Origin of the sequence: Erwinia persicina NBRC 102418, assembly GCF_001571305.1 — a bacterium.
In the GTDB taxonomy this organism is placed as follows: Bacteria; Pseudomonadota; Gammaproteobacteria; order Enterobacterales; family Enterobacteriaceae; genus Erwinia; species Erwinia persicina.
Genome location: NZ_BCTN01000006.1, coordinates 1 through 14,400, shown reverse-complemented (window position 1 = coordinate 14,400; position 14,400 = coordinate 1). Strand labels below are relative to the sequence as shown.

15 protein-coding genes and 1 other annotated feature are annotated in these 14,400 nt (G+C 54.7%); of the genes, 7 read left to right on the top strand and 8 right to left on the bottom strand.

Annotation, left to right across the window (positions count from 1 at the left end):
* Window positions 1–6: 6 nt before the first annotated feature.
* Window positions 7–492 (top strand): OmpA family protein, encoded by a 486-nt coding sequence (locus tag EPE01S_RS08195; protein ID WP_062744156.1) that lies wholly within the window; start codon window positions 7–9, stop codon window positions 490–492.
* A gap of 56 nt (window positions 493–548) precedes the next feature.
* Here the strand turns inward: EPE01S_RS08195 and EPE01S_RS08190 are convergent, their stop codons facing one another.
* Window positions 549–1,229, bottom strand: a complete 681-nt coding sequence (locus EPE01S_RS08190; protein ID WP_062744155.1) for a CTP synthase C-terminal region-related (seleno)protein — start codon at window positions 1,227–1,229, stop codon at window positions 549–551.
* Between the two features lie 107 nt (window positions 1,230–1,336).
* On the opposite strand from EPE01S_RS08190, the gene EPE01S_RS08185 reads away from it, so the two are divergent.
* Window positions 1,337–2,083, top strand: coding sequence for a GNAT family N-acetyltransferase (locus EPE01S_RS08185; protein ID WP_084344179.1), 747 nt, complete (start codon window positions 1,337–1,339; stop codon window positions 2,081–2,083).
* Here EPE01S_RS08185 and EPE01S_RS08180 read toward each other — a convergent pair.
* On the bottom strand, window positions 2,018–2,545 hold the full coding sequence (locus EPE01S_RS08180; protein ID WP_062744154.1) for a GNAT family N-acetyltransferase: 528 nt from the start codon (window positions 2,543–2,545) through the stop codon (window positions 2,018–2,020). The two genes, EPE01S_RS08185 and EPE01S_RS08180, sit on opposite strands and share 66 nt — an antisense overlap.
* Window positions 2,546–2,856: 311 nt before the next feature.
* Here EPE01S_RS08180 and EPE01S_RS08175 point away from each other — a divergent pair, with 311 nt between their 5' ends.
* Together EPE01S_RS08175 and tyrA are read left to right on the top strand one after the other, a co-directional pair.
* Window positions 2,857–3,936 carry a 3-deoxy-7-phosphoheptulonate synthase gene (locus EPE01S_RS08175; RefSeq protein ID WP_062744153.1) on the top strand — a complete coding sequence of 360 codons (1,080 nt, stop codon included), beginning with the start codon at window positions 2,857–2,859 and terminating at the stop codon, window positions 3,934–3,936.
* Window positions 3,937–3,942: 6 nt separating this feature from the next.
* A complete protein-coding gene (gene tyrA, locus EPE01S_RS08170) occupies window positions 3,943–5,064 on the top strand; it encodes a bifunctional chorismate mutase/prephenate dehydrogenase (RefSeq protein ID WP_062744152.1) in 1,122 nt (373 codons plus the stop codon).
* A 44-nt stretch (window positions 5,065–5,108) separates the two neighbouring features.
* On the opposite strand, the gene EPE01S_RS08165 is transcribed toward tyrA, so the two are convergent.
* The 6 genes from EPE01S_RS08165 to bamD form a co-directional block, all read right to left on the bottom strand.
* A complete protein-coding gene (locus EPE01S_RS08165; RefSeq protein ID WP_062744151.1) occupies window positions 5,109–5,828 on the bottom strand; it encodes a substrate-binding domain-containing protein in 720 nt (239 codons plus the stop codon).
* Complete coding sequence (locus EPE01S_RS08160) at window positions 5,828–6,877, bottom strand: ABC transporter substrate-binding protein (RefSeq protein WP_084344178.1); 1,050 nt, start codon at window positions 6,875–6,877, stop codon at window positions 5,828–5,830. Before EPE01S_RS08160 ends, EPE01S_RS08165 begins: the two co-directional genes overlap by 1 nt.
* A gap of 116 nt (window positions 6,878–6,993) precedes the next feature.
* Complete coding sequence (gene pheA, locus EPE01S_RS08155) at window positions 6,994–8,154, bottom strand: bifunctional chorismate mutase/prephenate dehydratase (RefSeq protein WP_062744150.1); 1,161 nt, start codon at window positions 8,152–8,154, stop codon at window positions 6,994–6,996.
* 24 nt (window positions 8,155–8,178) lie between these two features.
* Window positions 8,179–8,312: a sequence feature (Phe leader region), on the bottom strand.
* The gene (pheL, locus tag EPE01S_RS24065) at window positions 8,255–8,311 is read right to left on the bottom strand and encodes a pheA operon leader peptide PheL (protein WP_369522458.1); all 57 of its coding nucleotides are present in this window, start codon (window positions 8,309–8,311) and stop codon (window positions 8,255–8,257) included. It overlaps the preceding feature by 57 nt.
* Window positions 8,313–8,410: 98 nt before the next feature.
* Window positions 8,411–8,749: a ribosome-associated translation inhibitor RaiA gene (gene raiA / locus EPE01S_RS08150; RefSeq protein ID WP_062744149.1), complete on the bottom strand. Its 339-nt coding sequence runs from the start codon at window positions 8,747–8,749 to the stop codon at window positions 8,411–8,413.
* A gap of 268 nt (window positions 8,750–9,017) precedes the next feature.
* Entirely contained in the window at window positions 9,018–9,749 is a 732-nt protein-coding gene (gene bamD, locus EPE01S_RS08145; protein ID WP_062744148.1) for an outer membrane protein assembly factor BamD, read from the bottom strand.
* 134 nt (window positions 9,750–9,883) lie between these two features.
* Between bamD and rluD the strand changes: the two genes are divergently transcribed.
* The 3 genes from rluD (at window position 9,884) to clpB (ending at window position 14,289) form a co-directional block, all read left to right on the top strand.
* A complete protein-coding gene (gene rluD, locus EPE01S_RS08140) occupies window positions 9,884–10,861 on the top strand; it encodes a 23S rRNA pseudouridine(1911/1915/1917) synthase RluD (RefSeq protein WP_062744147.1) in 978 nt (325 codons plus the stop codon).
* Window positions 10,861–11,589 carry a purine nucleoside phosphorylase YfiH gene (gene yfiH, locus EPE01S_RS08135; protein ID WP_062744146.1) on the top strand — a complete coding sequence of 243 codons (729 nt, stop codon included), beginning with the start codon at window positions 10,861–10,863 and terminating at the stop codon, window positions 11,587–11,589. Before rluD ends, yfiH begins: the two co-directional genes overlap by 1 nt.
* 126 nt (window positions 11,590–11,715) lie before the next feature.
* The gene (gene clpB / locus EPE01S_RS08130; protein ID WP_062744145.1) at window positions 11,716–14,289 is read left to right on the top strand and encodes an ATP-dependent chaperone ClpB; all 2,574 of its coding nucleotides are present in this window, start codon (window positions 11,716–11,718) and stop codon (window positions 14,287–14,289) included.
* Window positions 14,290–14,400 lie beyond the last annotated feature (111 nt).

Sequence of the window (14,400 nt, the reverse complement as noted above, 5' to 3'; positions counted from 1 at the left end):
AAGACGATGAAGATATTACGCATGATGGCCGGCGTGCTGTTGGCGCTGGTGCTGGCGGGGTGCCAGACTGCGCCGCCGGGTAAATTTACGGCAGATCAGATCAGCGCTATGCGCGCCCAGGGCTTTACCGAAGTCCCGGAGGGGTGGATGCTGGGGATCTCGGAAAAAATTCTGTTTGGTAAAAACAAGGCTGAACTGACGCCGGAAAGTGTGGCAACCGTTCAGCACATGGCAAAAATGCTGTCTGCCAGTGGCCTGCATCATGCCCGTCTTGATGGCCATACCGATAACTATGGTGACGAGAAGTACAATGAGGCACTTTCGCTGAAGCGGGCCAATGCGGTGGCCGATGCATGGGCCAGCGGGGCCGGCGTGCCGCGCAGCAATATCACCACGCGCGGCCTGGGTGCCCGTGATCCGGTGCAAAGCAATAAGACCTCGCAGGGCCGTGCGGAAAACCGTCGGGTCGCGGTGGTTATCAGCGCTCCCTGACGCTGACGTTGTCATGCCGTTCGCTGGCTGACCGGATACGCCGGCGAGCGGGATGATTAGCTAGCGGCGCGGAGCAGTTCGACGACCAGCGGGGAAAGTTCGTTGCGTAAGGCAGCCCGTTCGGACTGGAACAGGGTGGCAGCATAAAATTTGTGATCTGGCAGTTCAACTGCCCGGACATCCCCCTCCCGATCGTAAGCGGTGATCCGCAGCGGATAACGTTTAAGGTCGGCCACAAAATCCGCATTCACCCCATAGTTACAGTGATATCCTTCACTGATCTCCGTCCTTCCGTAAGCCCGCGCCAGCAGCGTGTCCGGCTCAATGACGATATCGCCGTTTTTTTCAACCAGTGAACAGGTTAATGGCGCAATCACCAGGCGGCCACCGCTGTCAGTTTCAGCATGTCCGGCATCGCTCCAGCCCATCACATTGCGTGCATATTCCACAATGGCGTACTGGAACCCGCCACAGGAGCCCAGAAACGGGATATTGTTTTCACGGGCGTAGCGAAGGGTAAGGAAGGCCCCGTCATCATTGTTATAAGGGCTGCCGGGGATCAGCCAGAAAGCATCATAATCCAGCAAAGCGTGACGGTCGGTAATCGCTGCGGTCGGCAGCCAGTGTGGCGTGACATCAAGGTTTAGGAAATGTGCAGCAAGCGTGATGGCTTTAGGGATGGCCTGATGCGAAACGGCATCGGCGCGGTAGTCACCAACCAGAGCTAAACGAACCATGGGTATGTCCTGTGCAGGTAAAAAAGGATGCTACTGCACTGCGGCAATGCTGGCAAGACGCCAGCGTTATTCGTATGCTGGAAAATTGCCACTGCAAGGAGAACGATGTGACGCAGAGAACCAATCAGTACGGCCAACCCGTCGGCGAGCCATTGCCTTACTGGCAGCCTGTTCCTGTCCCGCAAGCTACCATGATGGTCGGGCTTTATTGCCGGCTGGAACCTCTTGATACCGCACGACACGGCGAAGATCTGTATACCGCCTTTGCCTCTGCACCCGACGACAGTGACTGGACATGGCTGACGGAAGACCGTCCCGCCTCACTGCCTGCCTTTCAGGTCTGGCTCAGTCAGCGTGCGGCAGAGCCCGGGTTTGTGACCTTTACCATTATCTGTGCAAAGCGCAATAAACCGGTTGGGCTGGTGTCGTATTTACGGATTGATCCGGCCAATGGATCGCTGGAGATCGGCGGAGTGACCTGGTCTCCCCTGATGAAACGCACGGTAACAGGCACCGAGGCCCTGTGGCTGATGCTCAATAATACCTTTACCCTTGGCTATCGCCGCTGTGAATGGAAGTGTGATGCTCTCAATGCGCCTTCGCGGCAGGCGGCACTCCGTCTCGGCTTTACTTACGAGGGAACCTTCCGTCAGGTGATGGTGCGTAAGGGACGTTCACGGGATTCCCACTGGTTTTCTATCATCGACAGCGAATGGCCGGCGGTTAACCAGGCGCTCACCCGGTGGCTGTCTGCGGAGAATATCGATGCCAGCGGACAGCAGCGCCAGTCACTGGGAACCCTGATGCGGGCGCTGAAGCCGGTAGATGGCGGTATTGACCGGCCCGCTGTCTAATACAATCAGGCCGTAACGAAGGGCCGCCAGCTCTGCGCCAACGCTGGTGGCCACCGCACGACTGGCGATATTACTCTCTGCCGCCAGAATTTCGATAACATCGATGTCAGGCTGTTTAAAGGCTTCTTCAGCGATCTGCCGCACAGCCTGACGGGCAATGCCTTTACGCTGTTCGCTGCTGCGTACCCAATAGCCCAGTGCGGCCGGAATGCCTGGCCCCGTACTGTAGCGCAGACCTACCCCGCCCAACAGATGGCCATCTCCGGCAAACAGGCCTGACTCACTGGCGACCCCCTGACGACGCTGCCAGTGCGTGTAGCTGAACCACCGACGGGCTTCGTCCGGGGTATAATCCTCATGGGCCCAGACCATCCAGGGTTTCAGACTTTCCACGGATTCCTGCACGGCGTGAGCAAAGGGCACGGCATCGGCATGTTCAAAAGGTCGTACGATGATTTCCATTGCTCTCTCCGGTGGCAGTTCACAGGCCGGAATTATAGATCGTTCCGGCACTTCAGGCAGTGCTAACTGGGTAAGTGAAGCCAGAGGTGATATTAAGTGTAATTATATGTTTACACTTTTGCTTATGATGTTGTTGTGTTATTTTTTATTATATACATGTTTTTTATGTAATTAATCGATATTTTATCGGTTGTAAATTTTGGTGGTAATAAATGTGTACAACGTATGATTGTGTTATGTACGTATTCTGGTACAGTTATCAGCAACCTCAATGAGGATCCCTTTCAAACGAATCACCCAGGATAACGATCATGCAAAAAGATGCGCTGAATAACGTTCATATCGCTGACGAACAGATTCTGATTACTCCGGAAGAGCTGAAAAAACAGTTTCCGTTGAACAGCGTACTGGAAGGGCAGATTGCCGCTTCACGCCAGACCATTTCTGACATTATCAGCGGTAAAGACCATCGTCTGCTGGTGGTCTGCGGTCCCTGCTCAATTCACGATCCTGAGGCCGCGCTCGCTTATGCCCGCGATTTAAAAGCCCTTGCGGACCAGGTTGACGATCAGCTTTACATCGTGATGCGCGTCTATTTTGAAAAGCCACGGACGACGGTGGGCTGGAAAGGGCTGATCAACGATCCACATATGGATAACACCTTCGATATGGAAGCCGGTCTGCATATGGCGCGTCAGCTACTGTTGAACCTGGTCGAAATGGGACTGCCCCTGGCTACAGAGGCGCTGGATCCTAACAGCCCGCAATACCTTGGCGACCTGTTCAGCTGGTCAGCGATTGGTGCGCGGACAACGGAATCGCAGACACACCGTGAAATGGCTTCCGGTCTGTCTATGCCGGTGGGCTTCAAAAACGGTACCGATGGCAGCCTGGGCACCGCGATCAACGCGATGCGCGCAGCAGCAATGCCGCACCGTTTTGTGGGGATTAACCAGGCAGGGCAGGTATGCCTGCTGCAAACACAGGGTAATCCGGACGGACACGTGATCCTTCGCGGTGGGAAAAGCCCGAATTACGGCCCGAACGATGTGGCGCAGTGTGAAAAAGAGATGCAGCAGGCGGGACTCCGTCCTTCCTTGATGATAGATTGCAGTCATGGCAATTCTAACAAAGATTTCCGTCGCCAGTCCGGCGTGGCTGAGTCTGCCGTAGCGCAGATCAAAGATGGTAACCGTTCCATTATTGGCCTGATGCTGGAAAGCAATATCCACGAAGGCAACCAGTCTTCCGAGCAGCCGCGTAGTGATATGCGCTACGGCGTTTCCGTGACCGATGCGTGCATCAACTGGGAAACGACTGAACACCTGCTGCGTGATATTCATCAGGATTTGACCGGGGTACTGGCGGCGCGTCTGTCGCAAGAGGGTTAATGAGTTATGGTGGCTGAACTGACCGCACTACGCGATCAAATCGATGTAGTGGACAAAGCGCTGCTGGACCTGCTGGCAAAACGGCTGGCGCTGGTGGCCGAAGTGGGCGAAGTCAAAAGCCGCTACGGATTACCGATTTACGTCCCTGAGCGTGAGGCTACTATGCTGGCATCGCGCCGGGCAGAGGCTGAAAAGCTGGGTGTCCCCCCGGATCTCATTGAGGATGTGCTGCGCCGCGTGATGCGGGAATCCTACACCAGCGAAAATGATAAAGGCTTTAAAACGCTTTGTCCTGAACTGCGTCCGGTGGTGATTGTAGGCGGTAAAGGACAGATGGGACGCCTCTTTGAAAAGATGCTCACGCTGTCCGGTTATCAGGTGCAGATCCTCGATAAAGGGGACTGGGATAACGCGGAAGCGATGCTGTCCAACGCGGGTATGGTGATTATCAGTGTGCCAATCCATCTGACCGAGCAGGTGATCGGTCAGCTGCCGCCGCTGCCGCAGGACTGTATTCTGGTTGATCTGGCATCGGTAAAAAACAAACCGCTGCAGGCGATGCTGGCGGCTCACGCCGGACCTGTTCTGGGATTACATCCGATGTTCGGTCCGGATAGCGGCAGCCTGGCAAAGCAGGTTGTGGTGTGGTGCGATGGGCGTCAGCCGGAAGCCTATCAGTGGTTCCTGGAGCAGATTCAGGTGTGGGGCGCACGCCTGCACCGCATCAGCGCAGTGGAGCACGATCAGAACATGGCGTTTATTCAGGCGCTGCGTCATTTCGCGACTTTCGCTTATGGCCTGCATCTGGCGGAGGAAAATGTACAGCTCGATCAGCTGCTGGCACTCTCGTCACCGATCTACCGGCTGGAGCTGGCAATGGTCGGACGGCTGTTTGCACAGGATCCTCAGCTGTATGCGGATATCATCATGTCGTCAGAAAATAATCTGGCGCTGATCAAACGCTACTATCAGCGCTTTGGTGAGGCGATTAAGCTGCTTGAGCAGGGCGATAAGCAGGCGTTTATCGACAGCTTCCGCCGTGTGGAGCACTGGTTTGGTGACCATGCTCAACGTTTCCAGGCAGAAAGCCGTACGCTGCTGCGCCAGGCAAACGACAGCAGAGCATAAGTGTTATGTATGCCCAGCTGTCACGGGCTGACCCAAACAGAAGGTCAGCCCGTGACAGCACCAAATCCCGCCGCGACGAAAATCTTTTGCCCCGCATGCGTTAACAACATCTCGGCCAGTTTTTTCCCGGCAGGGCGGCACACGGCATAACCATAGTCAGCCCGCGTCTGCCATTCAGCAGGGATGAACACGGTGCTGATGCCGTCTGCTGCCTGCAGCATCTGCGCATAGCTTTGATAGCCAATAAAAATATCTGCCTGGCCCGACTGAATGATCCACTGTGACGCCCGTTTACCCGGCGGGACGGGCGATGACTTTTCTCCCCCAACAAGCGTCAGTGCCCGTTGCTTTAACTGTTCACCCAGTGTGGCATATTGCCGCTCAATACGATCGAACAGCAGCCAGGTATAATCACCGCACGGATCGCATCCCGGCGTTGAGGTTGCAATGCGCAGCGCCGGGTTGCCCAGCAGTTCGAGCCAGGGGGCGGGAGGGATGCGGTGAGAAACGCTCAGGCACAACAGATTGTGGCAACATACTCCGACATCCTGTGCCCGCCCGGCCCGCTTTAGCGCCAGCGGGTGCATCATGCTGGCGGAGACGAAAAGATCGCATTGTTCACCCCGTTCAATGCGCTGGCGCAGTAAACCTGCCGGACCAAACTGCGTCACGATGCCCGCCGGATAATGATGCTGGAACGCACTGATGATGGCAGGCCAGACGTCACGCAGGCTGCCTGCTGCCAGCACCTGTAAAGGGGGCATCAGTTGCCGCCGCGATAGTGTGTGCGGTAAAAACGCTGATACCACTGGTCTGCCTGCTGCTGCATATCAATATCGGCAAATCTCGCCGGATAGAGTTTCTTCGCCATCCACAGTTCACCCAGTGCCATGGCTTCCGGCATCGGATATCCCCAGGCCTTAGCATATTCCGGCATCAGATAAACCCGATGGTTTTTAACGGCATCCACGGCCTGCCAGGCGGGCTGCTGTGCGATCTCGTCAATCACCCGTGGATAGCGATCCTGCACAAAAATGACCTGTGGGTTCCATGCCAGAATCTGCTCCATGGAAACCTGCTTATAGCCTTTGACCGTGGCGGCGGCGACGTTGATCGCGCCAGCATGCGCCATCATCAGACCGGTATATTTACCGGTACCGTAGGTCGTCAGGTCAGGGTTGGCCATATACACGCGAACGCGTGCTTTGCCGGGGATATCCTGCAGCCGGCGGGCTACCTGCTGGCGCTGGCTGAACGTGGCGGTAATCAGTTTTTCTGCCTGCGGTTGCTGACCCACCACGTCCCCGATCAGACGAATGCCCTGCGCAAGACCCTCATTATAGGCTTGCTCTTCGTTTTTCAGCTGTGGGTTGAGCTGTCTCGCCTGTTGCGTATCGCTGCGCAGAGAGATGGCAACCACCGCGATGCCCAGGCTCTGGATCTGATCGATCATCTCCTGTGGGGCATAATTGGTGACAAAGACCACCTGGGGATGCAGGGCTACCAGCTTTTCCAGATCCACATGAGTAAGATCGCCCAGCGTGGGCAGGGTATTGAGTTCGGGGACCAGCCGGCTATAGTCATCGCCAAGCTGTTGTTTCCAGTTGCTGAGGATACCCACTATCTTATCTGTCGCATTCAGCTCTACCAGCAGGTTTAACGTCTGATGTTGCAGAACCACGACCCGATCGACCCGATCGGGAAGGGCTACCTGCCTGCCCAGCTGGTCGGTCACCTGCCTGGAAGCCTGGACGGAAAAGGTCATAAAGACGCTAAGGAGTAATGCAGGATAAAAGCGGGTGAGGGGGGTCATAAGCGTTGCCCGAGTATCGTTATATATCTAATGATATAGCGATAGGTGCATCAGCGTAAATATTTCTCTGCGGGAAAGGCGAAAACCGCCAGCGTTAAAGCACTGGCGGACAAAACTTACTGCGGATCGACTGCGACAACATTCTCGCTGGGATAGCAGCCGAGTACTTTGAGGGAACGGGTCATTGGCGTCAGTTCACGCAGCGCCTGCTGCACGTCTTCGGTATTCAGGTTGCCCTGGAAATCGATATAGAACATCTCCTGCCACGGATTGCCGTTAATCGGACGTGATTCCAGTTTACTCATGGTCAGGTTGTGCTTACGCAGTACCAGCAGGGCCTCAACCAGCGCACCTGCCTGCTGACCTGTGGCCATAATCAGCGTGGTTTTCGCCGGAACCTGCAATGACACCTCAACCGGCTTGCGCGCCAGCACGATGAAGCGGGTAATATTCTGACGCTGATTGGCCAGATTGCGTTCCAGCACCTGCAAACCGTACAGTTCACCGCCTGCTTCGCTGCCCAGTGCGGCCACCTTCGGTGAATTCATCGCCGCCACTCTTTCCATCGCAGCGGCGGTACTTTCGGTGTACTCAATTTTCCAGTGCGGGTAGCGGTTAATAAACTGGCTGCACTGCTGGAACGGCTGCGGATGGCTGTACACCGTTTCAATCTCCTGCAGCGTGGTTTGACCGGTGACCAGCACACAGTGATCGATAGGCAGGGTGATCTCGCCGACAATGGACAGGCTGGTGTGCTGCAGCAGGTCATAGACATCGTTTATCGATCCCGAAGTCGTGTTCTCTACGGGTAATACGGCATAGTCTGCCAGCCCGGTTTCTACCTGATTAAAGATATCGTGAAACTTCAGGCAGCCACTCTCAATAAAATTATCAAAATGGCGTGCAGCGTAGTGACGTGAGGCCAGATGCGAATACGAGCCTTTTGGCCCGAGGAAGGCGATACGCGCGGAGTGAGGGTTGGTGTTGTTCAGATGCTTTTGCAGCAGCGCCTGCTGCGTCAGCACGGAGTCTTCAATGATTAGTTGAAAGAGACGTGTGATGTAATGTGCATCCAGCTTGTGGCTTTTACCCAGCGTGATCAGGTGTTCAAGCAGGTCTCGTTCCCGGTCGATGTCGCGTACGGGGCGATGCGTGGCCATTTTGGCCTCGGCAACTTCAACGGCCAGTGCGCGGCGGCGAGCCAGCAGTGACAACAGCTCTTCGTCCAGTGCGCTGATCTTACCGCGCAGAGCCAGCAAAGGATTTTCGGGATTCATATTTGCTACCTGTCAGATGTGGCTAAAAAAAAAGCCTCCCGCTGGGGAGGCTTTATTGTTCGTCTTCGCATTGCTTCTTACACGACGAATAGCCTCCCGGTCAGGGGAAGGTAAAGAAGGTAAAAAAGAATGCGAAGAAAAACGAAGATTGTTTCATTAGGCTATCCATGATGTCAGAGGGGATAAAGTAACCGCTGCAATTTCATTCTGTCAATAAAAAACGCGCCCTGAGGCGCGTTATCACTGTTTTAGCAGATTACTCTTCGTCAGTTTCAACCACACTGAGATCTTTAACACTGGCAGAGGCGCGACGCGCTTCACCCTTATGCTGAACCTTGTTCAGCTGACGTTCCAGTTTGTTAATCAGATCGTTGATTGCCGTGTACATATCTTCATGCTTGGCGCTGGCGACCAGCGGGCCGTTTGGCGTGTTAATGTTGGCATCGGCAACAAATTCTTTCGGCTCTTTTGACAGAACGATGTGCGGGTTAATCAGATGAGTTTGCCACTTTTCAAGCTTGGCGAGACGGTCTTCGACATGTTGGCGGATAGCCGGAGTGATGTCCATTTGCTTACTGGTAATGTTCAGAACCATAGTGCTTACCTCTCTGTCATTTCCGTCTTGGTGAACCCAGCATACCGCGAAAAGGGTAAAAAAGTGTGATCAAAATCACGTTATTTTGTCACTTTTTGTCAAGGACAAGAAAAGTGTGAGGCGGAAGGATAAATCGGACTCTGAGGGTTGTCGGGGGGCGTTTTCAATGGCATTGTTGACCGGTTGAACTGACTGGAAATGGAGGGCCACATCCGTTTCCAGGCCAAAAAAAGGCAGCCCGCAGGCTGCCTTTTTTATGACTTCAGACTTAAGCCTGATTGGCGGCGATGATTTTTGCCACGCGATCGGCCTCAGCATTTAACTGCAGCTGACGGTAAGCATTTTCCATCAGTGGCAGTGCGTTTCGTGTAGCCTGTGTATCCGGGTAATCTTTCAGCATTTGTTCCACGCGGTTAACCACAGCGACATATGCCTCACGTTTAGTGTAGAATTCCGCCACAGACAGTTCGTATTTCGCCAGACGATCTTTCAGGAACACCAGGCGTTTGCGTGCATCCGTCGCATACTGGCTGTTTGGATAGCCACGCAGCAGCTGCGAGAAGTCTTTAAAGGCATCACGCGCATGGGTGGGATCGCGGTCTGAACGGTCTATACCAAAAAAGCCCTGCAGTGCACTGTCATCCAGCGCCATATCCGTCAGACCACGCATATAGATTACGTAGTCCACGTTTGGATGCGTAGGATTCAGACGCATAAAGCGGTCAATGGCGGCTTGCGCCAGTGGCAAATCGGCATTTTTATAGTAAGCGTAGATCAGGTCTAGCTGAACTTGCTGGGAGTAAGGGCCGAATGGATAGCGGTTATCGAGCGCTTCCAGTTGCGTTATTGCTCCTTTAAAGTTACCGTCCTGCAGTTTTTGCTGGGCAGTGGCATAGATCTCGGAAGGCGGGCTGTCAGGCACCACATCCTTGGAGCCGGAACATCCAGCTAATGCCAGGCTCAACGTGGCTGCAGCCACCAGATATTTCATACGCGTCATGACGATTTGCTTATCCTCAGAGTGTTATTCAGGAAGCTGTCCGTTAAGCTTCCGGTAGTGACCAGGTACGATAGCACATTATATTAAACGGCATCGCCGTGAAAACCCAACGTTAACGAAGAAGCTGTTTATTTATGGCACAACAAGTAAAACTCAATGCAACGGTATCCGAATCGCAACTCGGACAACGGTTAGATCAGGCTTTGGCCGAATTGTTCCCTGATTATTCCCGTTCTCGCATAAAAGAATGGATCCTCGACCGCCGCATCACCGTCAATGGTGCAATAATCGACAAACCGAAAGAAACAGTGCTCGGCGGTGAGCAAATTACTCTCGATGCGGAAATTGATGAAGAAGCCCGCTGGGAAGCCCAGGACATTGCCCTGAATATCGTCTACGAAGATGACGATATTCTGGTGATCAATAAACCGCGCGACCTGGTCGTACATCCGGGGGCCGGTAATCCTGACGGCACGGTGCTGAATGCACTGCTGCACCATTTCCCGGCGATTGCCGATGTGCCTCGTGCCGGTATTGTGCACCGTCTGGATAAAGACACCACGGGCCTGATGGTAGTGGCAAAAACGGTGCCGGCTCAGACGCACCTGGTGGAGTCGCTGCAGCTGCGCGAGTTTACCCGTGAATATGAAGCCGTTGCTATTGGTCGCATGACGGCGGGCGGTACGGTCGATCAGCCCATCAGCCGCCATTCGACGAAGCGTACTCACATGGCAGTACACCCGATGGGCAAACCGGCCACCACGCACTACCGTATTATGGAGCACTTCCGTGCCCATACGCGGCTGCGTCTGCGGCTGGAAACCGGACGTACGCACCAGATCCGTGTGCATATGTCGCATATCAATCATCCGCTGGTGGGTGACCCGCTTTATGGCGGCCGTCCTCGCCCACCAAAAGGGGCCTCCGAAGCCTTTATCAGCACTTTGCGTGGTTTCGACCGTCAGGCTTTACATGCCACGATGCTGCGTCTCTATCACCCGATCACCGGGATTGAGATGGAATGGCATGCGCCTCTGCCTCAGGACATGGTTGAGTTGATCAATGCCCTGAAGGCCGATACCGAAGAGTTCAAAGAGCAGCTGGACTGGTAATGAGTCTGATTATTCCCGGCTGGCAGGTTCCGGCCAGCGTGCGAGCGTGCAGCAGCACGCGTCAGGGGGGCGTAAGCCAGGCTCCCTGGGACAGCCTCAACCTCGGCGCGCACGTGGGCGACGACGAGCAGCATGTGCAGACCAACCGTCAGCGCCTGCTGGAGCTTGGCGATCTGCCCTCCATGCCGCAGTGGCTGGAGCAGGTACATGGCACAGAGGTGCTGACACTGGACTGGAAGGTCCCGCCATCACTGCGGGCGGATGCGGCTTATAGCCGGACGCCGGGTGTGGTTTGCGCCGTGATGACCGCCGACTGTCTTCCGGTATTGTTCTGTTCCCAGGACGGTCAGGAAGTCGCCGCTGCTCATGCCGGCTGGCGGGGGCTGTGTAATGGGGTACTCGAAGAGACATTAAATGCTTTTTCTGCCCCTCCCTCACAGATTTTTGCCTGGCTGGGCCCCGCAATAGGCGCAGAAGCATTTGAGGTCGGACAGGAAGTCCGCGAGGCCTTTATCGCACAAAATCCAGGCGACTCAGTGGCTTTCCGCCCGGCGGGTGAAAAGTTTTATGCCGATTTATCGCTGTTGGCAAAACATCGTCTTCAGGCCTGCGGAGTGCGTCACGTCTGGGATGCTGGCCAGTGTACCTATACACAGCCTGAGCAATTTTTCTCCTTCCGACGCGATGGCGTCACTGGCCGTATGGCAAGTTTGATCTGGCTGATATAACCTAGCGCCATAAGACGGTCCGGATTGATGTTTTTTTCTCCAAAATGTCAGGCCATTAACCTTGAAAAATTTGAGGGATGACCTCATTTAATCTCCAGTAGCAATTTGACCTGATAGGGGGAAATTATGCGTCTGGATCGTCTTACTAACAAATTCCAACTGGCACTCGCCGACGCTCAGTCACTGGCTCTTGGCCGCGACAACCAATTTATCGAACCTCTGCATCTGATGAGCGCACTGCTTAATCAGGAAGGCGGATCCGTTCGTCCATTACTCACGACCGCAGGCCTTGACGTTGCATCACTGCGCACCGGCATTGAACAGGCCCTGAGCCGTTTACCGCAGGTGGAAGGCAGCGATGGCGATGTTCAGCCTTCTGCCGACTTAGTGCGGGTACTTAACCTGTGCGACAAGCTGGCCCAAAAGCGGGGCGATAATTTTATTTCATCAGAACTGTTCGTTCTGGCGGCGCTCGACTCCCGTGGTTCGCTGGCTGACCTGTTAAAGTTTGCCGGTGCCACCAGTGACAAACTGAGCAAAGCCATTGAGCAGATGCGGGGAGGAGACAGCGTGAACGACCAGGGAGCAGAAGATCAGCGGCAGGCACTGAAAAAATACACCATCGATCTGACTGAACGGGCGGAGCTGGGTAAGCTGGACCCGGTCATCGGGCGTGACGAAGAGATCCGCCGTACCATTCAGGTGCTGCAACGCCGTACTAAAAACAACCCGGTACTGATCGGTGAGCCTGGCGTGGGTAAAACGGCCATTGTCGAAGGCCTCGCGCAGCGCATCATCAACGGAGAAGTGCCTGAAGGGCTGAAAGGCCGTCGTGTGCTGGCGCTTGATATGGGGGCGCTGGTCGCCGGGGCGAAATATCGCGGTGAATTTGAAGAGCGCCTGAAAGGGGTGCTGAGCGACCTGTCTAAGCAGGAAGGCAACGTCATTCTGTTTATTGACGAGCTGCATACAATGGTCGGTGCAGGTAAGGCCGATGGGGCAATGGATGCCGGTAATATGCTGAAGCCAGCGCTGGCGCGAGGAGAGCTGCACTGTGTGGGCGCGACCACGCTGGATGAGTATCGTCAGTATATAGAGAAGGATGCTGCGCTGGAGCGGCGTTTCCAAAAGGTCTTCGTTGCTGAACCGACTGTGGAAGATACCATCGCGATCCTGCGTGGCTTAAAAGAACGTTATGAGCTGCATCACCATGTGCAGATCACTGACCCGGCGATTGTGGCGGCGGCGACGCTCTCTCACCGCTACATTGCCGACCGTAAGTTACCGGACAAGGCGATTGACCTGATTGATGAGGCCGCGTCCAGCATTCGTATGCAGATTGACTCGAAGCCGGAATCACTGGACAGATTAGAGCGTCGTATTATTCAGCTGAAGCTGGAACAGCAGGCGCTGAAGAAAGAGTCTGACGATGCGAGTATCAAACGGCTGGAGATGCTGGAAACCGAACTGAACCAGAAAGAGCGTGAATACTCTGAGCTGGAAGAAGAGTGGAAAGCAGAAAAAGCGGAACTGTCTGGCACCCAGCATATTAAAGCCGAGCTGGAGCAGGCGAAGCTGGCAATGGAACAGGCGCGTCGTCAGGGCGATCTCGGGCAGATGTCTGAGCTGCAGTACGGAAAAATTCCGGAGCTGGAAAAACAGCTGGCGGCTGCCACGCAGAATGAAGGCAAGACGATGCGACTGCTGCGTAACCGCGTAACGGACGTCGAGATTGCCGGTGTGCTGGCGCGCTGGACTGGGATCCCTGTCGACCGGATGATGGAAGGTGAGCGCGACAAACTACTGCGTATGGAGGAGGAGCTGCACACCCGGGTGATTGGGCAGAATGAAGCGGTGGAAGCGGTATCGAATGCGATTCGCCGCAGCCGTGCCGGACTGGCCGATCCTAACCGCCCGATTGGGTCATTCCTGTTCCTCGGCCCGACGGGGGTGGGTAAAACAGAGCTCTGTAAAGCGCTGGCTAACTTTATGTTCGACAGTGACGACGCGATGGTGCGTATCGACATGTCCGAATTTATGGAAAAACATTCGGTATCGCGTCTTGTCGGGGCTCCTCCTGGCTATGTCGGATATGAAGAAGGCGGTTATCTGACTGAGGCGGTTCGCCGTCGCCCTTATTCTGTCATCCTGCTGGATGAGGTAGAGAAGGCGCATCCGGATGTGTTTAACATCCTGCTGCAGGTGCTGGACGATGGTCGTCTTACTGACGGGCAGGGCAGAACGGTCGACTTCCGTAATACGGTCGTGATAATGACCTCGAACCTGGGTTCAGACTTAATCCAGGAGCGCTTCGGTGCGTTGAGCTACGGCGATATGAAAGAGATGGTGCTGTCAGTCGTCAGTCAGAACTTCCGTCCGGAGTTTATCAACCGTATTGATGAGCTGGTGGTGTTCCATCCGCTGGGTGAACAGCATATTGCTTCTATTGCCCGCATCCAGCTGGCTCGCCTGTATCAGCGACTGGAAGATCGTGGCTATGCTCTGCATATCTCCGAAGAGGCGCTGAAGAAACTGGGCGAAAATGGTTATGACCCGGTCTATGGGGCAAGGCCGCTGAAACGCGCTATTCAGCAGCAGATAGAAAACCCGCTGGCTCAGCAGATCCTGTCTGGTGCGCTGGTTCCGGGCAAAACCATAGAAATGGATGTCGAGGACGGCGTTATCGTCGCCCATCAATAATTGACGCAAGCAACAGAAATGGGCCTTTGGCCCATTTCTGTTTATTAAAGCAGCATAAAACGAGGTTAAAGTGCAGTTTTGGGTGAAAAGTAATCACTTGAAAGTATTTTT

Coding starts and splice junctions, on each gene's coding strand:
- EPE01S_RS08195 (WP_062744156.1), top strand. CDS start 7: ATGAAGATATTACGCATGATGGCCGGCGTGCTGTTGGCGCTGGTGCTG.
- EPE01S_RS08165 (WP_062744151.1), bottom strand. CDS start 5,828: ATGCCCCCTTTACAGGTGCTGGCAGCAGGCAGCCTGCGTGACGTCTGG.
- raiA (WP_062744149.1), bottom strand. CDS start 8,749: ATGGTTCTGAACATTACCAGTAAGCAAATGGACATCACTCCGGCTATC.
- tyrA (WP_062744152.1), top strand. CDS start 3,943: ATGGTGGCTGAACTGACCGCACTACGCGATCAAATCGATGTAGTGGAC.
- EPE01S_RS08180 (WP_062744154.1), bottom strand. CDS start 2,545: ATGGAAATCATCGTACGACCTTTTGAACATGCCGATGCCGTGCCCTTT.
- clpB (WP_062744145.1), top strand. CDS start 11,716: ATGCGTCTGGATCGTCTTACTAACAAATTCCAACTGGCACTCGCCGAC.
- EPE01S_RS08190 (WP_062744155.1), bottom strand. CDS start 1,229: ATGGTTCGTTTAGCTCTGGTTGGTGACTACCGCGCCGATGCCGTTTCG.
- bamD (WP_062744148.1), bottom strand. CDS start 9,749: ATGACGCGTATGAAATATCTGGTGGCTGCAGCCACGTTGAGCCTGGCA.
- yfiH (WP_062744146.1), top strand. CDS start 10,861: ATGAGTCTGATTATTCCCGGCTGGCAGGTTCCGGCCAGCGTGCGAGCG.
- pheA (WP_062744150.1), bottom strand. CDS start 8,154: ATGAATCCCGAAAATCCTTTGCTGGCTCTGCGCGGTAAGATCAGCGCA.
- EPE01S_RS08175 (WP_062744153.1), top strand. CDS start 2,857: ATGCAAAAAGATGCGCTGAATAACGTTCATATCGCTGACGAACAGATT.
- rluD (WP_062744147.1), top strand. CDS start 9,884: ATGGCACAACAAGTAAAACTCAATGCAACGGTATCCGAATCGCAACTC.
- EPE01S_RS08160 (WP_084344178.1), bottom strand. CDS start 6,877: ATGACCCCCCTCACCCGCTTTTATCCTGCATTACTCCTTAGCGTCTTT.